This window comes from Paraburkholderia acidipaludis NBRC 101816, assembly GCF_000684975.1.
Classification (GTDB): Bacteria; Pseudomonadota; Gammaproteobacteria; order Burkholderiales; family Burkholderiaceae; genus Paraburkholderia; species Paraburkholderia acidipaludis.
Map to the genome: position 1 here is coordinate 39,899 of NZ_BAXZ01000003.1, position 21,439 is coordinate 61,337.

At 67.1% G+C, this 21,439-nt stretch carries 16 protein-coding genes; 6 read left to right on the plus strand and 10 right to left on the minus strand.

Annotated elements, in window-relative coordinates; translation table 11 throughout:
• Nucleotides 1–25 precede the first annotated feature (25 nt).
• The 3 genes from BAC01S_RS02845 to BAC01S_RS02855 all read right to left on the minus strand — a co-directional run bounded on the left by BAC01S_RS02845 (nt 26) and on the right by BAC01S_RS02855 (nt 3,372).
• A complete protein-coding gene (locus BAC01S_RS02845) occupies nt 26–847 on the minus strand; it encodes an ATP-binding cassette domain-containing protein (protein ID WP_027793398.1) in 822 nt (273 codons plus the stop codon).
• A 13-nt stretch (nt 848–860) separates the two neighbouring features.
• Nucleotides 861–2,033, minus strand: a complete 1,173-nt coding sequence (locus BAC01S_RS02850) for an ABC transporter permease (RefSeq protein WP_027793399.1) — start codon at nt 2,031–2,033, stop codon at nt 861–863.
• 286 nt (nt 2,034–2,319) lie between these two features.
• Nucleotides 2,320–3,372: a sugar ABC transporter substrate-binding protein gene (locus tag BAC01S_RS02855; RefSeq protein WP_027793400.1), complete on the minus strand. Its 1,053-nt coding sequence runs from the start codon at nt 3,370–3,372 to the stop codon at nt 2,320–2,322.
• Nucleotides 3,373–3,623: 251 nt separating this feature from the next.
• On the opposite strand from BAC01S_RS02855, the gene BAC01S_RS02860 reads away from it, so the two are divergent.
• The 4 genes from BAC01S_RS02860 to BAC01S_RS02875 all read left to right on the plus strand — a co-directional run bounded on the left by BAC01S_RS02860 (nt 3,624) and on the right by BAC01S_RS02875 (nt 6,940).
• Nucleotides 3,624–4,514: a MurR/RpiR family transcriptional regulator gene (locus BAC01S_RS02860; protein WP_027793401.1), complete on the plus strand. Its 891-nt coding sequence runs from the start codon at nt 3,624–3,626 to the stop codon at nt 4,512–4,514.
• The gene (iolG, locus tag BAC01S_RS02865) at nt 4,507–5,520 is read left to right on the plus strand and encodes an inositol 2-dehydrogenase (protein WP_027793402.1); all 1,014 of its coding nucleotides are present in this window, start codon (nt 4,507–4,509) and stop codon (nt 5,518–5,520) included. Before BAC01S_RS02860 ends, iolG begins: the two co-directional genes overlap by 8 nt.
• 25 nt (nt 5,521–5,545) lie before the next feature.
• Complete coding sequence (locus BAC01S_RS02870) at nt 5,546–6,607, plus strand: Gfo/Idh/MocA family oxidoreductase (RefSeq protein WP_027793403.1); 1,062 nt, start codon at nt 5,546–5,548, stop codon at nt 6,605–6,607.
• Nucleotides 6,608–6,712: 105 nt separating this feature from the next.
• Nucleotides 6,713–6,940, plus strand: a complete 228-nt coding sequence (locus BAC01S_RS02875; RefSeq protein WP_027793404.1) for a sulfurtransferase TusA family protein — start codon at nt 6,713–6,715, stop codon at nt 6,938–6,940.
• A 106-nt stretch (nt 6,941–7,046) separates the two neighbouring features.
• Here the strand turns inward: BAC01S_RS02875 and galU are convergent, their stop codons facing one another.
• Both galU and BAC01S_RS02885 read right to left on the minus strand, forming a co-directional pair.
• Nucleotides 7,047–7,928, minus strand: a complete 882-nt coding sequence (gene galU / locus BAC01S_RS02880; RefSeq protein ID WP_027793405.1) for a UTP--glucose-1-phosphate uridylyltransferase GalU — start codon at nt 7,926–7,928, stop codon at nt 7,047–7,049.
• 102 nt (nt 7,929–8,030) lie between these two features.
• Nucleotides 8,031–10,898, minus strand: a complete 2,868-nt coding sequence (locus tag BAC01S_RS02885) for a valine--tRNA ligase (RefSeq protein WP_027793406.1) — start codon at nt 10,896–10,898, stop codon at nt 8,031–8,033.
• Nucleotides 10,899–11,068: 170 nt separating this feature from the next.
• Between BAC01S_RS02885 and BAC01S_RS02890 the strand changes: the two genes are divergently transcribed.
• Nucleotides 11,069–13,429 carry a UvrD-helicase domain-containing protein gene (locus BAC01S_RS02890; RefSeq protein WP_027793407.1) on the plus strand — a complete coding sequence of 787 codons (2,361 nt, stop codon included), beginning with the start codon at nt 11,069–11,071 and terminating at the stop codon, nt 13,427–13,429.
• A 43-nt stretch (nt 13,430–13,472) separates the two neighbouring features.
• Complete coding sequence (locus BAC01S_RS30155; protein WP_043201019.1) at nt 13,473–14,261, plus strand: 5'-methylthioadenosine/adenosylhomocysteine nucleosidase; 789 nt, start codon at nt 13,473–13,475, stop codon at nt 14,259–14,261.
• A 19-nt stretch (nt 14,262–14,280) separates the two neighbouring features.
• On the opposite strand, the gene BAC01S_RS02900 is transcribed toward BAC01S_RS30155, so the two are convergent.
• The 5 genes from BAC01S_RS02900 to BAC01S_RS02920 form a co-directional block, all read right to left on the minus strand.
• The gene (locus BAC01S_RS02900; protein WP_027793408.1) at nt 14,281–16,197 is read right to left on the minus strand and encodes a propionate--CoA ligase; all 1,917 of its coding nucleotides are present in this window, start codon (nt 16,195–16,197) and stop codon (nt 14,281–14,283) included.
• A 244-nt stretch (nt 16,198–16,441) separates the two neighbouring features.
• Nucleotides 16,442–17,305 (minus strand): efflux RND transporter periplasmic adaptor subunit, encoded by an 864-nt coding sequence (locus BAC01S_RS02905; RefSeq protein ID WP_027793409.1) that lies wholly within the window; start codon nt 17,303–17,305, stop codon nt 16,442–16,444.
• Between the two features lie 17 nt (nt 17,306–17,322).
• Nucleotides 17,323–17,523 (minus strand): DUF1656 domain-containing protein, encoded by a 201-nt coding sequence (locus BAC01S_RS02910; RefSeq protein ID WP_027793410.1) that lies wholly within the window; start codon nt 17,521–17,523, stop codon nt 17,323–17,325.
• Nucleotides 17,513–19,792: an FUSC family protein gene (locus BAC01S_RS02915; RefSeq protein ID WP_027793411.1), complete on the minus strand. Its 2,280-nt coding sequence runs from the start codon at nt 19,790–19,792 to the stop codon at nt 17,513–17,515. The genes BAC01S_RS02910 and BAC01S_RS02915 overlap by 11 nt, the downstream gene beginning before the upstream one ends.
• A gap of 11 nt (nt 19,793–19,803) precedes the next feature.
• Complete coding sequence (locus BAC01S_RS02920) at nt 19,804–21,414, minus strand: efflux transporter outer membrane subunit (RefSeq protein WP_027793412.1); 1,611 nt, start codon at nt 21,412–21,414, stop codon at nt 19,804–19,806.
• Between the last annotated feature and the right edge of the window lie 25 nt (nt 21,415–21,439).

The window sequence follows — 21,439 nt, forward strand, 5'->3', positions numbered from 1 at the left end:
AATTCGATGCCGTCGTGGCGCGCGCTCAGATGGTCGCGCCGTCGAGTTCGGCGATCATCTTCTGCATCTCCGCGCCGCCCGCCATCATGTCCAGCACTTCGTTCTTGCTGATCGTGTCTTTCGTGTAGGTGCCGAGCGAGCGGCCGCGATTGAGCAGCGTGAACGAATCGCCGATGGGGTAGGCGTGGTGTACGTTGTGCGTGATGAAAATCACCGAGATGCCCTTGGCGCGCGCGGTGTGGATCAGCTTGAGCACGTTGAAGCTCTGCTTGACGCCGAGCGCCGCCGTGGGCTCGTCGAGAATCAGCACGCGCGCGCCGAAGTGGATGGCGCGGGCGATCGCGAGACACTGGCGTTCGCCGCCCGACATCGTGCCGATGGCCTGGTGCGGGTCGCGCACGTTGATGCCCATTTCGGCGAGCCGATCCTTCGCAATGATCGCGCTCGAATCGAGATCCATGACGTTGAGGAAACCGAAGAGTTTCTTCTGCGGTTCGCGGCCCATGAAGAAGTTGCGCGCGACGGAAAGCAGCGGCACGAGCGCCAGATCCTGGTAGACGGTGGCGATGCCGAGGTCGAGCGCCTCCTTGGGCGACTCGAACTGCACGGGCTTGCCGTCCACGAAGTACTGGCCGGTGGTGGGCTGGTGCACGCCCGCCAGCGTCTTGATGAGCGTGGACTTGCCGGCGCCGTTGTCGCCCAGCAGGCAGTGCACCTCGCCGCGCTTCAGGCGCAGCGTGACGCCGTTGAGCGCGATGACCTTGCCGAAGTACTTGCTGACGTTTTCGAGCGCGAGGATCGTGTCGGCGTTGTTTGCCGCACTGCTTGCGGTAGTGGTATCGGACATGGTGGCCTCCGGATTACGACTGCGCGACGCGACGGCGCACGTAGTGGTTGAACAGCACGGCCATCAGCAGCATGAGGCCGAGGAAGACGCGGAACCAGTCCGAATCGATGTTTGTGTAGGTGATGCCGATCTGCACGACGCCGAAGATCAGCGCGCCGAATGCGGAACCGATCACCGAACCGTAGCCGCCCGTGAGCAGCGTGCCGCCGATCACCGCGGCAATGATGGCTTCGAACTCTTTCTGCAGGCCGCGGTCGGCGGCGGCGGAGCCGATGTCGCACACCTGCAGCACGGCGAAGAGGCACGAGCAGAAAGCAGTCAGCATGAAGAGCGAGATCTTGACGCGCTTGACGGGGACGCCGACGTTCTTCGCGGCGTTGGCGTCGCCGCCCACGGCGAGAATCCAGTTGCCGTAGCGCGTTTTTGCGAGCACGAACGCGCCGATGATCGTGAGTGCGAACCACCAGAGAATGACCTTCGGTACGCCGGGCACGAGCGGCTGGCCGTTGTCGAGCATCTTGCCGATGCCCATGTGGGCGAGGGCGATGAAGAGGCCCTTGAACGCCGTGCCGTGAAACAGGAAGTTGCTGAGCGCGTCGGCTTTGGCGACGTCGCCCACGCCCGAGACGATCGTGCGGTCGGCGAACATGATCGAGAGCGCGAGCGTGAGGCCGCGCAGGATGAACATGAACGCGAGCGTCACGATGAACGATGGCAGCCGCGTGCGCATGACGAGGTAGCCGTTGAGCGCGCCGATCGCGGTGCAGCCCGCGAACGCGAACAGGATGGAAAGCGCGATGGGCCAGTGGAAGTACATGGTCGGAATGGCGACCATCATCCCGGCGAAGCCGATCATCGAGCCGATCGAGAGGTCGAACTCGCCGGCGATCATGAGCAGACACGCGCCGACCGAGAGAATGCCGAGGTAGGCCGCGACCTGCGACCAGTTCATGATGCCGTCGAGGTCGAACATGCCCGAGCCGCCGGCGCCGATGGCGAACACGGCGAATACGAGCACGGTGCCGGAAATCGCGGCGAATTCGGGCCGGCCGAGCAGATGGCCGAAGCGCGATTCGCGGCGCACGCGCTCGTCCGTCGCGCCTGTCCCTGCCGGGGGCGTGGCGTCGGCGTTCTGCGCGCTGCCGTCCGGGGAATGCGAGGGAAAGTGTTTGCCGGCTACACCCATGATGTCTCCTTTGTCGACCGGAGTTAGCGCTTCAGCGCTTACTCCGGTCCCACGTAGAACGGTCGACCTGAGTTAGCGCTTCAGCGCTGATTCCGGTCCCATGCAGTTGCTGATGCCCGGTACGCCACCCCATGCGTCATGCAGTGAGGCGGAACACAGTGGCGGCGTACCGGTGAAGAGCGCGCGGCGCGGTGAGCGAAGGGCGAAACGGGACTCGCGAGGGGCGAACCGTCGCCGCGCGGGGCTGACGAAAAACTGCTCTGCTACTACGTTACGACTGGACGAATCAGCGGTACTGGCCCGCGTACTTGACGACCTTGTCGATGTTCTCCTTCGTGATGAAGCCCGGACCCGAGCGGATGTTGCGCGGGCCGTACGACGGCTGCAGCCCGTAAGTCTCGAGGCGCTGCTGGAACTTCGGATTCGACTGCAGGATCTGGCGGATCTTCATCGGATCGGTCGTGTGATCCTTGTGCACGATCGCGAGCACGGCCACGGCGATATAACCCTGCAGATACGGCTGCTGGTCGATCGCGAACTTGATCGTGCCGTCGCGAATGCCCTTGGCGATGTCGTCGGAGAAGTCGAAGGTGGCGAAGTAGATCTTGCCTGCGAGGCCCATCTGCTGCACGGCCTTGATGGTGCCCACCGCCGACACCGGGCCGAGCGTGAGGATCGCGCCCGTGTCCGGATGGTTGCGCAGGTAGGCGCTAACCTTCGACTGGATTTCGACCGGGTCCTGGCCCGAGTCGATCGTGGAACTCTTGTAGTCCACGCCGAGCGCGTCGGCAAAGCCGCGGCAACGCTCGAACGACAGCGGGTTCGTGGCGTAGTGGTTCACGCACAGGAACGACTTCACGCCCGCCGCCTTGGCTTTTTCGCCGGCTGCGTGGCCCGCCACGTATTCCGGCTGGCCGATATGCATGATCGCGCCCAGCTGCGCGCTCTGTTCCTCGGTGCCGGAGTTGATCGTCACGAGCGGAATATGCTTTTCCGTGACCTTGGCGATGGAGCTCTTCAGCACGTCGTAGTCGGCAATCGTGACGATCACGCCGTCATAGTTGCGCGCGGCCGCCTGTTCGATCAGGCGCGACATGTCGGCGATATCGCCATTGGGGGGATTGCGGTAGTCGGTCTCGACGTTCCAGTCTTCGTCGGCCTGCTTGATCGCATTCTTGATGGTGTTCCACCAGGAATCCGAATCGGGCGCGTGGCTGATCAGCACGAAGTGCGCGTCCGCGGCCTGCGCCGCCGGCATGGCCAGCGTGCCCAGTCCTGCGGCGAGCAGCAGCGTCGCGGCGAGCCGCGCAAGCATTGCCTTGCCCTTGCGTTGTGTCATTGTCTCCACCTTTCTCGGTCTGTCATTTTTGGGATGAGCGGGGCGGCCTGGGGCATCCCTGTCGCCTCGCTCATGGACAAGATTAGGCGATCGTCGCGCCGGATGCAACAGAAATTTCATGACAAATAAAAATAGAAAATCTGTTCCATTTGGCGGAGGACCTTCCTATAATCGGCATCGTCGGTATGCCCTGAAAGCCGCGCCTGGCAAGGGTTTTGCGGCACTGCGGCATAACGCGAAGGAAAAAGATCATGGCGGACGAGACAAGCGACGTCGCATCGGGCGTCGACGAATTGATGCAGCGCGTCGCGCACGACTACGAGGCGCTGCCGCGGCAGCTGAAAAGCGTCGCGACCTATATCGAGCAGAACCGCGCGAGCGTGATGATGGACCGCACGAGCGACATCGCGGCCAGTTGCGGCGTGCACCCTTCGGCCGTGGTGCGCTTTGCGCAGCGCTTCGGCTTCTCGGGCTTTTCGGACCTGCAGGCCGTGTTCCGCCAGGCCTATGCGGGGCAGGGCGCCTCGGCGACGAGCTATCAGCAGCGCATTCGTCAGTTGATCGACGAGAAGGAAGGCAAGGCGAGCCCGGACCTGGGCGGCGCGGTGGCGCGCGAGTTCATCGGCGCCTGCCGCGGCGGCCTCGACGAGCTCGACGCCGGCCTCGACGACGCGCAGTTCGACGAGGCCGTGAAGATGCTGGAGCAGGCCGACAACATCTACGTGATCGGCGTGCGGCGCTCGTTCCCGGTGGCGAGCTACATCGTCTACGCGCTGCAGCACACGAGAAAGCGCGTGCATCTCGTCTCGGGCCTCGGCGGCATGTATCACGAGCAGATCCGCAGCGTGAAGAAGGGCGACGTGGTCATCGCGATCAGTTTCGCGCCCTACGGCAAGGAGACGCAGTACTGCCTGCGCGTCGCGCAGCAGCATCACGCGAAAACGCTCGTCATTACGGACAGCCAACTTTCTCCGCTCGCACGCCATGCGAACGCCCAGCTTTACGTGAAGGAGGGGAGCGCGTTCGCGTTCCGCTCGCTCACGAGCACTTTCTGCCTGTGCCAGGCGCTGTTCATCGCGCTTGCGTACCGGCTCGAACTGAACGTCGAAGAGTCGACGGACCATGGAGGATACGATGACTGAAGCAGCAGGCAAGACGCTGAACGTTGCGGTGTTCGGCGCGGGCCGCATCGGGCGCATACATGCGGGCAATCTGGCGCGCCAGCCCGGCGTGCGCCTGAAGTACGTGATCGACGTGAATCGCGACGCCGCCGCCGCGCTCGCCGCGCAGCACGGCGCCGAGGTGGCCGGCGTGGACGACGCGTTCGGCGACGCATCGATCGACGCCACCGTCATCTGTTCGAGTACCGATACGCACTCCGAACTGATTCTCAAGTCGGCGGCTGCGGCTAAGCACATCTTCTGCGAAAAGCCCGTCGATCTCACCATCGAGCGCGCGCGTGCGTGCGCCGAGGCCGTCGAGCGCGCGGGCGTGGTGGCCATGATCGGCTTCCAGCGCCGCTACGATCCCACCTTCGCGGCGCTCAAGGCGCGTCTCGACGCGGGCGAGATCGGCACGCCGGAAATGCTCGTGGTGACGAGCCGCGACCCGGGCGCGCCGCCCGTCGAGTACATCAAGCACTCGGGCGGCATCTTCAAGGACATGCTGATCCACGACTTCGACATCTTCCGCTGGATTCTCGGCGACGAAGCCGACACGGTGCACGCGACGGGCAGCTGCCTCACCGACCCGGCGATTGCCGAGGCCGGCGACATCGACTCGACGGCGGTGACGATCCGCACGAAGCGCGGCCGTCTTTGCCAGATCAACACGTCGCGGCGCGCGGCCTACGGCTACGACCAGCGCTTCGAGATTCTCGGCAGCGAGGGCATGCTCCAGGCGGGCAACATGAAGCCCACGGAAGTGGTGGCGTGGTCGAAGACGGCCGTGGCGCAGGACGTGCCCGAGGCATTCTTCCTCGAACGTTACCGCGCGGCCTATGCGAGCGAGATGGCGCACTTTCACGAGGCGGTCACGAAGGGCACGCCGGTACGCACGACGGTGGCGGATGGACTGAAGGCGCTCGAACTCGCGGAGGCGGCTTCGCAGTCGTGGCGCGAAGGGCGCGTGGTGAAGGTCGGCGCATAACGGACGGAGGCGCAGGATGCAGGAGATGCAGGCAACACCACGGACCCAGCCTTTGCGCGTGGGTGTAGCGGGACTCGGGCGGCTCGGGCGGCGGCACGCCCAGAATCTCGCGTATCGCGTGCCGGGCGCGACGCTCGCGGCGGCGTGCAGCCCGCTGGAAGAGGATCTGGCGTGGGCGCGCGAGGCCTTGCCCGCGGCGCGCCTGTACGCGGACTACGCGGCCATGCTGGCCGACGACGCGCTCGACGCCGTATGGCTCGTCACGCCCTCGGCGCTGCACGCGCAGCAGATCGTGGACGCGCTGCGCGCGGGCAAGCACGTGTTCTGCGAGAAGCCGCTCTCGCTCGACGTCGCCGAATGCGAGCGCGTGGTGGCCGAGTCGCGCCGCTACGACAGCCAGCAGGTGACGATCGGCTTCATGCGGCGCTTCGATCCGAGCTACCAGGCCGCGTTCGCGAAGGTGCAGGCCGGCGCGATCGGCAGGCCGTTCCTCGTGCGTTCGCAGACCTGCGATCTCAACGACCCCGAGGGTTTCTTCGTGCGTTTCGCGCCTACGTCGGGCGGCATTTTCCTCGACTGCACGGTGCACGACATCGACGTCGCGCGCTGGCTGCTCGGCAAGCCGCGCGCCACGCGCGTCTACGCCACGGGCACGATTGCGCTGCACGAAGGCCTGCGCGCGGCGGGCGACGTGGATAACGGCGTCGCCGTCTGCGAGTTCGAGGGCGGCGGTCTCGCCATGTTCTATGCGTCGCGCACCATGGCGCACGGCAACGATACGTCGAGCGAAGTGATCGGCACGGCGGGCGCGCTCGCGATCGGGCACATTCCGCGCGTGAACCGCGTGGAAATCTACGACGCGGGCGGTGTGCGCAGCGAATGCACGCCCACCTTCTTCGATCGCTTCGAAGAAGCGTTCCTGGTCGAGGCGCAGGCGTTCGTGGCGTCGGTGCGGGCGCGCATGGGCGCGAGCGGCGCACATGACGCCGCCGCGCAGGGCGCGACGCTGGAAGACGCGCTGGAGGCGACGCGCATTGGCCAGGCGCTGCGCCAGTCCTTGCAGACGGGGCAGGCGGTCACGTTCTGACCGGCATCCTGAGGGCGGGGCGCGCCTGCGGTAGAATCGGCGCTATCAGTATGTGACGTGCGCCGCATGAGGCGCCTCCCCCCGAAGGATCCAACCCCGATGCAAATTCAGGTTCACAAGGAAGTGGACGCGCGCGGGCTCAACTGCCCGCTGCCGATCCTGCGCGCCAAGAAGGCGCTGGCCGACATGGAAAGCGGCCAGATTCTCAAGGTGCTCGCGACCGATCCCGGCTCGCAGCGCGATTTCGCCGCATTCGCGAAGCAGACCGGCAACGAGATCGTCGAAAGCACGCAGCAGGACAAGATTTTCGTGTTCCTGATGCGCCGGCGCTGAAATCGCCCGCCCGCGAGCGCGCAAAGAAAAATGGCCCGCTGAATGCGGGCCATGTCGTTTGTACCGGCAGCATACCGGCGGCGTGTCGCGCCGCCAGGACCGGAATTCAGCCTTCCATCGTCGGCTTGCGCGTATGCAGGTACTCGGCGAATTCGGTGGCCACTTCGGGGTGGCGCAGCGCGAACTCGACGGTCGCCTTCAGATATCCGAGCTTGCTGCCGCAGTCGAAGCGCGTGCCGTGGTACTTGTAGGCCAGCACCTGCTCGTCGGCGAGCAGCGACTGGATCGCGTCGGTGAGCTGCAGTTCGCCGCCCGCGCCCGGCTTGATCGACTTCAGGTGTTCGAAAATGCGCGGCTTGAGCACATAGCGGCCCACCACGCCAAGGTTCGACGGCGCGACTTCGGGCGCGGGCTTCTCGACGATGCCCGAAAGCTTGACGATCGAGTCTTCCCATTCCTTGCCGTCGACAATGCCGTACGAGCGCGTTTCGGACGGCGGAATCTCTTCCACGCCGAGCACCGAGCTATGGTAGTGGTCGAACACCTCCACCATCTGCTGCATGACGGGCGGCGTGCCGTAGAGCAGGTCGTCGGCGAGGATCACGGCGAACGGGTTGTCGCCCACCAGCTTTTCCGCGCACAGCACGGCGTGGCCGAGGCCGAGCGCCTCGGGTTGGCGCACGTAGAAGCAGTCGACATGGGCCGGTTTGATGTTGCGGACCAGCTCCAGCAGTTTCGCCTTGCCGCGCGCCTCGAGTTCCGCCTCGATCTCGTAGGACTTGTCGAAATGGTCCTCGATCGCACGCTTGCTGCGGCCGGTCACGAAGATCATCTCGGTGATCCCGGCGGCCACGGCTTCCTCGACGGCGTACTGGATCAGCGGCTTGTCGACGATCGGCAGCATTTCCTTCGGACTGGCCTTGGTGGCCGGAAGGAAACGCGTGCCGAGGCCCGCTACCGGAAATACCGCTTTTGTAACTTTTAGCATGTCTTTAGTCCTGGTCCTGCGGGCTGCGCGGTCCTCCCTGTTGGCGCGCGCGTCCCGCACTCTGGGTCACGTCCTGCTCGCCGGGCTGTGCTTTTTGGGCCCTCAGCCCGGCAGCCGTTCCAGCTGCGCGGTCAGTTTGCCGAGCGTAGCCTGGAATTCTGCCAGCCTTTTCTGCTCCTGTTCAACGACAGCGGGCGGAGCCTTTGCGACAAAGCTGTCATTTCCCAGCTTCGCGCTGCACTTCGTCACTTCGTTCGTCAGGCGGGCGATCTCCTTCGAGAGCCGTTCCCGCTCGGCTGCCACGTCGATCTCGACCTTCAGCACCAGCTTGTCCGTACCTACGATAGCAACCGGCGCGCCTGCCGATGCGGCGTCGAGCGTGGCCTCGTCGGCGATGATCTGGACCTCCGACAACCTCGCCAGCGCCTGCGCGTACGGCGCGAAGCTCGCGAGCCGCTCGCCGTTGCCCGTGGCGAGCAGCGGCACCTTCGTGGCGGGCGAAAGATTCATCTCGCCGCGCAGGTTGCGGCAGGCGTCGATCACGGCCTTGAGATCCGCGGCCCATTGTTCGGCGGCCTCGTCGATCTTCTTCGGCTCGGCAACCGGGTAAGGCTGCACCATGATCGAGGCCGCGCCTTCGCTGACGCCTTGCGGATATGCGTCGGTGAGCGGCGCCACTTTCTGCCACAGCGCTTCGGTGATGAACGGGATCACCGGATGCGCGAGGCGCAGCACCGTTTCCAGCACCCGCAGCAGCGTGCGGCGCGTGGCGCGCTGCTGCTCGGGCGTGCCGGTCTGGATCTGCACCTTGGCCAGTTCCAGATACCAGTCACAGTATTCGTCCCAAACGAACTTGTACAGGGCGTTGGTCACATTGTCGAAGCGGTAGTCCGCGAAACCCTTCGCGACTTCGGCTTCCACGCGCTGCAGGAGCGAGACGATCCAGCGGTCGGCCTGCGAGAAGTCCGTGTAGCCGCCGGGGCCGCAGTCGCCGGGCTGGCAGTCTCCCGGTTTGCTGAAACCGCAGTCGTGGCCTTCGCAGTTCATCAGCACGAAACGCGTGGCGTTCCAGAGCTTGTTGCAGAAGTTGCGGTAGCCCTCGCAGCGCGCGAGGTCGAAGTTGATATTGCGGCCGAGCGTGGCCATCGAGGCCATCGTGAAGCGCAGCGCGTCGGTGCCGAAAGCGGGAATGCCCTCCGGGAACTCCTTGCGCGTCTTCTTTTCGATGGACGCGGCCTGCTTCGGGTTCATGAGGCCCGTGGTGCGCTTGGCCACGAGCGATTCGAGGTCGATGCCGTCCACGATATCGATGGGGTCGAGCGTGTTGCCCTTGCTCTTCGACATCTTCTGGCCTTCGGCGTCGCGCACGAGGCCGTGCACGTACACGGTGTCGAACGGCACCTTGCCGGTGAAGTGCGTGGTCATCATGACCATGCGCGCCACCCAGAAGAAAATGATGTCGAAGCCCGTCACGAGCACGGACGAGGGCAGGAACGCCTTCAGCTCCGGCGTTTCCTCGGGCCAGCCGAGCGACGAGAACGGCACGAGCGCCGACGAGAACCACGTGTCGAGCACGTCCTCGTCGCGCTTGAGCGCACCCGTGTAGCCCTTGGCGGCGGCCTGGGCGCGCGCCTCTTCCTCGCTCTTCGCGACGAAGATCTCGCCGTTTTCGCCGTACCAGGCCGGAATCTGGTGGCCCCACCAGAGCTGGCGCGAGATGCACCAGTCCTGGATGTTTTCGAGCCACTGGTAGTAGGTCGTGGTCCAGTTTTCCGGCACGAACTTGATCTGGCCGCTGCGCACGACGTCGAGCGAGGTTTCGGTGATCGACTTGCCGGGATTGAAAGTGCCCTCCGGCGCGGGCTTCGTCATCGCCACGAACCACTGGTCCGTGAGCAACGGCTCTAGCACGACGCCGGTGCGGTCGCCGCGCGGCACCATCAGCTTGTGCGGCTGCACCGATTCGAGCAGGCCCGCCGCCTCGAAATCGGCCACCACCTGCTTGCGCGCCTCGAAACGGTCGAGGCCGCGGTATTTTTCCGGTGCGTTGGCGTTGATCTTTGCGTCGAGCGTGAGGATCTCGATCATCGGCAGACCGTGACGCAGGCCCACCTGGTAGTCGTTGAAGTCGTGCGCGGGCGTGACCTTCACGACGCCCGTGCCGAACTCGCGGTCCACGTAGTCGTCGGCGATGATGGGGATTTCGCGGTCCGTGAGCGGCAGCTTCACCCTCTGGCCGATCAGGTGCGCGTAGCGCTCGTCTTCCGGGTGGACCATCACGGCCGTGTCGCCGAGCATGGTTTCCGGGCGCGTGGTGGCCACGGTCAGATGGCCCGAGCCGTCCGCGAGCGGGTAGCGCAGGTGCCAGAGGTTGCCGTTTTCCTCTTCGCTCGCCACCTCGAGGTCCGAAACGGCGGTGCCCAGCACCGGGTCCCAGTTCACGAGGCGCTTGCCGCGATAGATCAGGCCCTGTTCATAGAGGCGCACGAACACGTCGCGCACGGCGGCCGACATCTTGTCGTCCATCGTGAAGTACTCGCGCGACCAGTCGATCGAGGCGCCCAGGCGCCGCACCTGACCGGTGATGGTCGAGCCCGATTGCTGCTTCCATTCCCACACGCGCTCTACGAATTTTTCGCGGCCCAGGTCGTGGCGCGAAACCTTCTGGGCGTCGAGCTGGCGCTCCACCACGATCTGCGTGGCGATGCCCGCGTGGTCCGTGCCGGGCACCCACAGCGTGTTCTCGCCGAGCATGCGGTGATAGCGCGCGAGGCCGTCCATGATCGTCTGGTTGAACGCGTGCCCCATGTGCAGCGTGCCGGTGACGTTGGGCGGCGGCAGCTGGATCGAGAAGTTGTTGCGGCCGGGCGTGAAAGTCGCGGCGGCGTAGCCGCGGCGCTCCCATTCGGGGCCCCAGTGGGCCTCGATCGTCTGGGGCTCGAAGCTCTTCGCTAGCGTGCTGTCGCTCATGGGTGAAATCTGCCGAAAAAGGATGCGGAAACCTTCGATTATAAGGGGAAGTGCCGGGGGTCCCGCGCCGCCGCCGGGCGGCAGGCCGGCCAGGGGAGACTTATAATGGCGGCCTGCCCATCTTCGGCGCGCCCTTGCTTTCGCGCGTCTTCCAGCTTCCTGCGTACTCCATGCCCGATCTGCTCGCGAACCTGAATCCCGAACAACTCGCCGCCGTCACGTTGCCGAACGAGCCGGCGCTCATCCTGGCCGGGGCCGGCAGCGGCAAGACGCGCGTGCTGATCACGCGCATCGCGTGGCTGATCCAGCAGGGGCTCGCCTCGCCCCCCACGATCCTCGCCGTGACCTTCACGAACAAGGCCGCGCGCGAGATGGTGGGGCGCCTGCAGGCGCTGTTGCCCATCGACACGCGCGGCATGTGGATCGGCACCTTCCACGGCCTGTGCAACCGCATGCTGCGCGCGCATTACCGCGACGCGGGCCTGCCGCAGACGTTCCAGATTCTCGATACGGCCGACCAGCTTTCGGCGCTCAAGCGCCTGATGAAGGGCCTGAACATCGACGACGAGAAGTACCCGCCGAAGAGCCTGCAGCACTTCATCAACAACGCGAAGGAGCAGGGCCTGCGGCCGAAGGACGTGGACGTTACCGACAACTTCAACCGCAAGTTCGTCGAACTCTACGAGGCCTACGACCAGCAGTGCCAGCGCGAGGGCGTAGTCGACTTCGCGGAGCTGCTGCTGCGCTGCTACGAGCTGCTCGCCCACAATCCGCCGCTGCGCGCGCACTACCAGGCGCGCTTTCGCGACATCCTGGTCGACGAGTTCCAGGACACCAACAAGCTGCAGTACGCGTGGCTGAAGCTGCTGGCGGGCGGCAACAACGCGATCTTCGCGGTGGGCGACGACGACCAGTCGATCTACGCGTTCCGCGGCGCGAACGTGGGCAACATGCGCGACTTCGAGCAGGAGTTCCGCGTGAAGCATCTGATCAAGCTGGAGCAGAACTACCGCTCGCACGGCCATATTCTCGACGCCGCGAACCATCTCATCGCGCACAACTCGCGCCGCCTCGGCAAGAATCTGCGCACCGACGCGGGCCACGGCGAGCCGGTGCGCGTGTACGAGGCCGCGACCGATTCGCAGGAAGCGGGCTGGATCGTCGAGGAGATCCGCGCGCTCATCAATACGGGCTTCGCGCGCAACGAGGTCGCGGTGCTCTATCGCAGCAACGCGCAGTCGCGCACGATCGAGCACACGCTCGTCAACGCGGGCATTCCGTACAAGGTGTATGGCGGCCTGCGCTTCTTCGAGCGCCAGGAAGTGAAACACGCGCTCGCGTACCTGCGCCTGATCGACAACCCGAACGACGACACCGCGTTCGCGCGCGTCGTGAACTTCCCCACGCGCGGCATTGGCGCGCGCTCGATCGAGCAGCTCGCCGACGCGGCGCGCCTCTACAACTGCTCGATGGCGGCGGCGATTCCCTACGTGACGGGCAAGGCCGGGTCGAGCCTCGCCTCGTTCGCGAATCTGATTGCGAAGATGCGCGCGGAAACGGCGCAATTGAGCCTGCCCGAAACGGTGGAATACACCGTCCGCATGAGCGGCCTGGCCGAGTTCTACCAGAACGAGCGCGAAGGCCAGGACCGGCTGGAGAACCTGCAGGAACTCGTCAACGCGGCCACGGCGTTCGTGAGCGAGGAGGGCTACGGCCTCGACACGCCCGCGCGCTCGATCCCGCTGCGCCGCGGCGCGAGCGCGCTGCCGGAGATCGTCTCGCAGGACGGCGAGATCGAAGTGCTCGACGCCCCCGCGATCACGGATCCCGCGCAGAACCCCGACGTCATGACGCCGCTGGCGGGCTTTCTCTCGCACGCCTCGCTGGAAGCGGGCGACAACCAGGCGCAGGCGGGTCAGGACGCGGTGCAGCTGATGACCGTGCATGCGGCCAAGGGGCTCGAATTCACGGCGGTCTTCATCACGGGTCTCGAAGAAGGGCTTTTCCCGCACGAGAACAGCGCGATGGAAGCCGACGGCCTCGAAGAAGAGCGCCGCCTGATGTACGTGGCGATCACGCGCGCGAAGGAGCGGCTCTACCTTTCGTTCACACAGAGCCGGCTGCTGCACGGCCAGACGCGCTACAACGTGCGCTCGCGCTTCTTCGACGAGCTGCCGCAGGAAACGCTCAAATGGCTCACGCCGAAGGTCGAAGCCGGCGCGCGCTGGGGCGGACGCTCCGACAACGCGGGCTGGGGCCGCGACTGGTTCGGGCGTTCGGGCGGCGAGGGCGGCCGCGAGCGCGACGCCTACGTGGCGGACAAGAGCCCGCCGCCGGCATTCGCCAACGCGCAGCGCGCGGCCGAGACGGGTTTCCGCGTGGGCCAGATGGTGTTCCATACGAAATTCGGCGAAGGCACCGTCACGGCGCTGGAAGGCAGCGGCACCGACGCGAAGGCGCAGGTCCGCTTCAAGCGCCACGGCGAGAAGTGGCTCGCGCTGGCGGTGGCGAAACTGCAAGCGGTGGAATGAGCGCGCGGCGCCCAACGAACTGGACTCTACGGAACTCACAGCGATGAATGCATCGTCCCGCGCCGCGGCGCGTCCGCTCGGCGTGCTCGCCGCACTGCCCGAAGAACTCGGCGACCTGCTCGCGGCCATGCGCGCCGAGTCGGGCGTCACCACGCGCACCTTCGGCCAGCGCGACTATCACCTCGGCACGGTTCACGGCGCGCCTTGCGTCGTGACGCTCGCGCGCGTCGGCAAGGTCGCGGCCGCCGCGACGGCGAGCGCGCTGATTCATGCCTTCGACGTCGAAGCGATCGTGTTCACCGGCGTGGCGGGCGGGGTCGGGCCGTCGGTGCATGTCGGCGACATCGTGGTGGGCGAGACGCTGCTCCAGCACGACATGAACGCCGAGCCGCTCTTTCCGCGCTTCGAGATTCCGCTGCTTGGCCGCGCGCGCTTCGATGCGGATCCTGCGCTTGCCGTGGCGCTTGCCGAAGCCTGCGAGCGCTTCGTGGCGGAAGAGGGGGCGGCGCTGGCCGAGCGCTTCCAGACGCGGCAGCCGCGTGTACATCGCGGGCTCGTGATCAGCGGCGATCAGTTCGTTGCGAGCGGCGAGGCCGTGAGCGCCTTGCGCGCGGCACAGCCCGAGGCGCTGGCGGTCGAGATGGAGGGCGCGGCCATCGCGCAGGTCTGCTACGAATACGGGCTGCCGTGCGCCGTGGTGCGCACGATCTCCGATACCGCCGACGAGCACGCGAGCACGTCGTTCGCCACTTTCCTCACCGATATCGCCGGCACGTATTCGACCGGCATCCTGCGCCGGTTCCTCGCCGCCTACGCCTCGACGCCGCGTTGAGCGGTGTCCAAGTGGTGTCTTAAGCGCCGCCGTCGCCGCGATTCCCCTCGGCCACGGCATCGCGCACCTGCTGCAGCGCTGAGGCATCTTCGATCGTCGGCAGGTCGCCGGGTTCGCGTCTTTCCGCGAGAGCGGCGATCGCACGCCGCAGCAGCTTGCCGGAGCGCGTCTTCGGCAGCATGCCGACGAACAGCACGCGCCCCGGCCGGCCAATGGCGCCGAGCTGGCGGTCCACGGTCGCGGCAATCGACGCTTCGAGCTGCTTCGCCGCGTTCGGATCGGCCGCGGCCGCCGCGTCGCGCAGCACCACGAACGCCAGCGCCGTCTGCCCCTTCACCGCATCGTTCACGCCCACCACGGCCACTTCGGCCACCGCGGCGTGCGACGAGATCGCTTCCTCGATTTCGCGCGTGCCGAGCCGGTGGCCGGCGATGTTGATGACGTCGTCGGTGCGGCCGAGGATCGTCACGTAGCCGTTTTCGTCCTGCACGCCCCAGTCGAAGGTCGAGTACACCTGCTGGCCCGGCACGCTCTCCCAGTAGGTCTTCACGAAGCGCGCGTCGTCGCCCCAGACGGTCTGCATGCAGCCCGGCGGCAGCGGGTAGCCCAGCGTGATCACGCCTTTCTCGCCAGGCGGGCAGGGCTCGCCCGTGTGCTCGCTGCGCAACGTGAGGTCGTAGCCGTACGCGGGCACCCCGGGCGAGCCGAGCTTTTGCGGCAGCGCCTCGACGCCGCGCTGGATCGCGAGCATCGGCCAGCCGGTTTCGGTCTGCCAGTAGTTGTCGACCACCGGTTTGCCGAGCGCCTCCGAAATCCACGCGGCGGTGGGCTCGTCGAGCGGCTCGCCCGCGAGGAACAGCGTGCGCAGGCTGGAGAGGTCGGCGGCATGCAGCAGCGCCGGGTCCTGCTTCTTGAGCACGCGAATCGCCGTGGGCGCCGTGAACATCAGATTGATGCCGTACTGCTCGACGAGACGCCACCAGACGCCGCCGTCGGGGCGGATGGGCGTGCCTTCGTACATCACGGTCGTCATGCCGGCGATGAGCGGCGCATAGATGATGTAGCTGTGCCCCACTACCCAGCCGATGTCCGACGCCGTGAACATCGTGTCGCCCGCGTGGCCCTCGAAGATGTACTCCATGGAGGCGGCGAGCGCCACGGCATAGCCGCCCACGTCGCGCTGCACGCCCTTGGGCCGGCCGGTCGTGCCCGAGGTGTAGAGGATGTACGAGGGCTCGTTCGATTCGAGCCAGACGCACGGCACCTGCGCGCCGTAGTGCTGCTCGCGCAGCGGCTCGTAGTCCACGAGGTAGGGGGCGGCGAGGCGTTCGGGCGCGAGCTGCCGGTCGATCAGGAGCACCTTGGGCGTTGCGTGCTGCGCGCGCGCCATGGCTTCGTCCACGAGCGGCGTGTAGTCGATCACCTTGCCGCCGCGCGCGCCCGCGTCGGCGCTCACGATCAGCACGGGTTTCGCGTCGTCGATGCGCGCCGCGAGCGAGGGCGCGGCGAAGCCGCCGAACACCACCGAATGGATCGCGCCCAGCCGCGCGCAGGCGAGCATCGCGAACACGGCCTCGGGGATCATCGGCAGATAGATCAGCACGCGTTCGCCGCGCGCGACGCCCAGCGACTGCATCACGGCGGCCATGCGGTTCACTTCGGCGTGCAGCTCGGCATAGGTATAGCGGCGCTCGATGCCGGTCTCGGTCGAGACGTAGACGAGCGCGCATTGCTGCGCGCGTTCGGCAAGATGCCGGTCCACCGCGTTGAAGCACAGATTCGTGCGGCCGCCGCAGAACCAGCGCGCGAACGGCGGGTTCGAACGGTCGAGCACCGCGTCGAACGGTGTTTCCCAATGAATGCGCGAGGCTTCGCGGCGCCAAAAGTCCTCGGGGTGGGCGATCGATTCGCGGTGAAAGTCGCGGTAACGGCGCATGGCAACCATCCTCCGTGGCGGCCGGCCGCCTGGGGCCGGCAGGGTTCGGTCCGGCTCGCGTCGCGCGTGCTGGCTTCGCGCGTGTCGGTCACCCATCGAGGGCCGGATTCACCGCAGCATAGGGCAGCGCCGCTAATGCGGACAACGCGGGTTCTCCATGATGCCGCGCTTCGCCTTATCCTGTCGCGCCCCGCACGTTCCGTGCCGGGGATCGGCGCACCCAGGCGCACCCAGACGCGCCCAATCAGGTTCCGGGCTTCACGACCACCGTGCAGGTCGTGCCCGCGGAGAGGATCATGCCGTCGGGCACTGTGTCGATGTGAATGCGCACCGGCACGCGCTGCGCGAGGCGCACCCAGTTGAAGGTGGGGTTCACGTCGGCCAGCAGTTCGCGGCTTTGCGGATTGTCGCGGTCGTAGATGCCGCGCGAGATGCTCTCGACGTGGCCCTGCAGCGTGCCGCCGCTCATCAGCTTGATCTCGGCCTGGTTGCCGATCCTCACGTGCGGCAGCTTGGTCTCCTCGAAGTAGCCGTAGACCCAGAACGAGTGGCTGTCCACCACGGCCAGCTTGGCCTGACCCGCGATCGCATAGTCGCCCTTGAACACCTGCAGGTTCGTCACGTAGCCGTCCACCGGCGAGATCACGCGCGTGCGTTCGAGATTGAGCTTCGCGGCGTCGAGCGCGGCGGTCGCCTCCTCGTACTGCGCCTGGGCCGAATTGGCGGCATGCGAGGCGTTTTCGCGGCTCTCCTGCGAAACCACGAGGCTGTCCACGTCGGCGCGGCGCTTCGCGTCGTCCTGGCGCATGGTCAGCTCGGCACGGCGCGCGGCGACGGCGGCCTGGGCCTGCTCCACGGCGATCTGGTAATGCGACGGGTCGATCTGCATGAGCAGGTCGCCCTTGTGCACGAACTCGTTGTCGTGCACGGGCAGCTCGACCACGGCGCCCGAGACGTCGGGGGCGATGTTGACCACGTCGGCGCGCACGCGGCCGTCGCGGGTCCACGGGTCGTCCATGTAGTGGACCCACAGCACGCGGCCGACCAGGATGGCGACGACGAAGATGATGGCCGTCGCGATAAAGCCGATGATGTTTCGCAGTGTCATGATGCTTCGAATCCGGTTCAACGATAGACGGCGAGACCGAGCACGCAGCACACGACCACGAGCAGGCTCACGCGAAAGAGGGAGGGGTGCCAGACGACCCGGTACAGGCCCGTGCGGGCCAGCAGCGAGTCGAGCACCCAGGTGATCGCCGCGCCCAGGATGAAGAGCAGCACGATCGCGGGAATGTAGGCGTCCAGTAACGCAACGTCACGAGGCATGGTGGGCTCCAGGGCTTGCGCCGGGATGCGCGCCCTCGCTTTCGGCCCAGCTCGCGAACGGCGACTGCGGGTCGATGAGGGCGGTACGGATGAAATGCAGATGGCTCAGGATGCGCTGCAGCTGGCGGCGTTCTTCGCGCGGCGGCTCGAAGCCGTTCAGCACGCCCTGCACCGCGTCGATGGCCGTGCGCGTGGCCGCGAGCGCGGCGGCATGGCGCGGCGCGGCCGGGCGGTCGAAGAGGGCGCTCACGGATTGGAGCGTCGCGTCGATCGCGTCGCGCCATGCCGTGCCCTTCGCGTAGCGCGGATGGGCCGGCAGCGTCGCGAGTTCGTCGCGCAGGTCGAGCGCGGCATTGCCGACTTCGAGCGTAGCGAACAGCCAGCGCAGCGTGTCGCGGCGTTGGGCCTGATCGTTGCCGGCCAGCGCGCTCAACTGGAACACGAGGTCGCGCGTGCCGCTCTCGAAGCGGTTGCGCAGGCCCGGCAGTCCCCGCCGTTCCCGCGGTTCCCGCAGTTCCGTCAAGCGTGCGCGGCACGCTTCCACCACCGCGCGGCGCAGGTCGGCGAGCAGGCGCTCGCGCAGCCAGCGCGCGGAAGGCGGCAGGAACGCCGCGAACGCCGCGGCCGTGACGCCCATCGACATCGCGAGCGCGAGCGCGTCGTTCATGTAGCTGTCGGGGTTGTACTGCATGACGTTGTCCGGGCCCGCGAGAAAGCACAGGAAAATGCAGTAGCCCATGCCGTAGCCCGCATACGGCGGCCGCGTCGTGAGGAACACGCCGAACGCGAGCGCCGGCGTAAGGGCGACGCACAGCATCGGAAAGCCGTCGATGTGCGGAAACACGCCGAACACGAGAATCATGCCGACGAGCGAGGCGAGCACCGTGCCGATGGCCATCTGGGTCGCCATGCGCGCGGGCTGCGGCGCGGAGGAGGCCAGCGCGCAGGTGGCCGCCGCGGTCAGCACGAGGGTCGTGCCGCTCGGCCAGGCGGTCGCGAGCCAGAACGCGCCGAGCAGCCCGATCACGATCGCCGCGCGCAGGCCCGCGACGCCCGCCGCGATCCCGTTCGTTTTCGGCACGTAACGGGCGATCCATTTTTCGCGCGAGTGCGTGTCCACCGCGAGCGACGCGTAGGTCGCCGTGTACTCGTGCATGTCGCGGATGAAGCGGTACAGGAGTTCCGTGGCGGTGTCGAAGTCGAGCAGGGTGGCCGTGCCGCCGGTGCTGTGCGCGTCCTGCGAGGGCGTTGCGCGCAGCTCCTTCTCCAATGCGGCGCGCGTTTCGCGCGCGCGCACAGGCAGCGTCTCGCGCCAGGCGTCGAGCTGCCGAGCGACGTGCGCCGCGTCGGCGGCCGTGAGCACCGGCTCGCCGGCCTTGGCGAAGAGCGGCGCGATTTCCCGGAAGTACGGTTCTAGCGCGTCGACGGTGGCCGAGGCGCCTTCGCTGCGCAGGCGGTTCATCAACTGGTGCAGCGCGTGAAAGCGCGTCGAGGCGCTCATGAACTCGGTGTTCAGGCGCGCGAGACGCCCCGAGCGCATGCGCGCGTCGGGTGCTTCGAACACGGCCGTGCTGCGGCTGGCCTCGAGCCCGACGATATCGGCCACGAAGCGCAGGTTGGTTGCTTCGATCTGCGAACGATCCACCTGGCCCGCGAGTGCCGCCGAAATGTAGTCGACGAACGACGAGAAACGCCGGCGCACCGTCGAGCGCAGCAGATCGCCCGTGTATTGCGGAAACACGACCGCGCTTACGAAGCCCGACGCGAGAATGCCCACCGAGATCTCGCATACGCGCGTGGTGGCCGACATGAACGCGCCGTCCGGATGCTGCGAGGCCGGAATGCCGATCAGCGCGGCGGTGTAGCCCGCGAGCACGAAACCGTACGAGCGGAAGTTGCGGTTGCGCGCGGCGCCCGCGGTGCAGATGCCGACCCAGAGCGCGGTCGAAGCGATGAAGAGCTCGGGCTGCTGCGCGAAGAGGCCGATCAGCGCGAGCATCACGACGAGGCCGACGAGCGTGCCGCAAAGCCGGTAGAAGCTCTTGGCGAACACGGGGCCGCTTTGCGGCTGCATCACGATGAATACGGTGGTCATCGCCGTGCGCGGCTGCGGCAGGTCGAGCTTCATCGCGATGGCGAGCGAGAGCAGCGCCGCGGCGATGGCCTTGAACACGTAGATCCAGACGAGGCCGTCCGTGCGCGCCCAGTCGGCCAGCGCGGCGAAGGTGCGCTCGGCGGCGGGCTGTGCGGGGGGAGAGGACGCTTGCATCGTGGCTTGCCTCAGTTGACCGCGGGAGCCGCACGGCCGGCGCCGGGCGTATTCGCGCCTTCGGTAGCCGACGAACGCGGCGCCAGCAGGGCGGCCGGCGCGAGCGGTATGTCACGAGTCTTCCTGCCGTGCGCGGGCAGTTGCTCGGCTTCGGTGGGCGTGGCGACCGCCGGATCGCGCGCCGCGTCGATCACCCCGCCGCCCAACGCGGCGACGAGCGTGGCTTGCGCAGTCAAACGCGCCGCCTGGATGCGGGCGACGCCCTGCTGCGCCGTCAGCAGTTGCTGCTGCGCGATCAGCACGTTCACGTAGTCGGTGAGGCCGCGGCGATAACCTTCCTCTGAGAGATCGAAGTTGCGCTGCGCGATCGTCACCGAACGGTGGGCATCGTCTTCCTGCGTGGCGAGCGAGCGCATGCGCACCACCTCGTCGGCGATCTCCTTGAGCGCCGTGACGATGGTCTGGTTGTACTGATCGACGGCGATGTCGTAGGCGGCCGATTGCGCGCCGAGCTGCGCGCGCAGGCGTCCGCCGTCGAAGATCGGCAGCGAGAGGGCCGGCCCCGCGGAGTAGCTGCCGCTCAGCGACTTGAGGAACTGGAAGAGCGGACCCGCGGCCGCATAGCCGCCCATCGAAACGAGCAGGTTCACGTTCGGATAGAAGTCGGCCCTGGCCACGTCGATGCCGCGCGCCTGCGCGGCCACGGTCCAGCGCGCCGCGACGATGTCGGGGCGATGGCCGATCAGCTCGGCGGGCAGCGCCGAGGGCAGGCCCGCCGGGCTCGCGAGCGAGAGCGCCGGGCGCGTGATGGCTTCGCCGGCGCCCGGCCCCTTGCCCGCGAGCGCGGCGAGCTGGTTCTTGCCGAGCGCGATGGCCTCTTCGAGCGCGTCGATCTGGCGCTCGTACTCGGGCAGCGGCGTTTGCGCCTGCGTCACTTCGAGTTGCGTGCCGAGCCCGCCCGCGAGGCGCCGCTGGGCCAGCACGAGCACCTTCTGCTGCTCGGCGAGCGTTTGCTTCGCGATGTCGAGCAGGGCGTAGTTCATCGAGAGTTCGACATACGCGCGCGTGACGTTCACTTCGAGTTCGAGCTGCGCGGCGCGCGCGTCCGCGGCGCTCGCGTGCGCGAGGTCGAGCGCGCGCTCGGCCGTGTTCTTGTCCTGGCCCCAGAGGTCGAGGTGATAGGAGAGGCCGAGCGCGGCCGTGTTGTTCCAGGTGTTCGCGTCGGCGAGCGGGCCGGGGCCGTAGAACACGTTGTCGGGCCAGTGCTCGCGCTGGACCGACATGTTGCCGCTGATCTGCGGAAGCAGCCCGGCCTGCGCGACGCCCGCCATCGAGCGCGCCTCGCGCACGCGCGCCTGGGCAGCCGCGAGCGACGGATTGCCCGAGATCGAGTCTTCGATCCAGGCATTCAGCTGCGGGTCGTTGTAGCGCTTCCACCAGTCGCTGGCGGGCCACTGGGCGTCGGTGTCGGCGGCGCGGATGGCCGATCCGGCGTCGAGTTGCGAAGCCTCGGTCTGCTTCGCCTGCGGTGCGACGCCCCCGGTACTGGCGCAGCCTGCGATTATCAACGAGAGCGTAAGAACCGTGAGCGCGGCGAGTCCTTTCGGTACCGGAGACTGCACGATTTACTCCTTTTATTGGCTATAG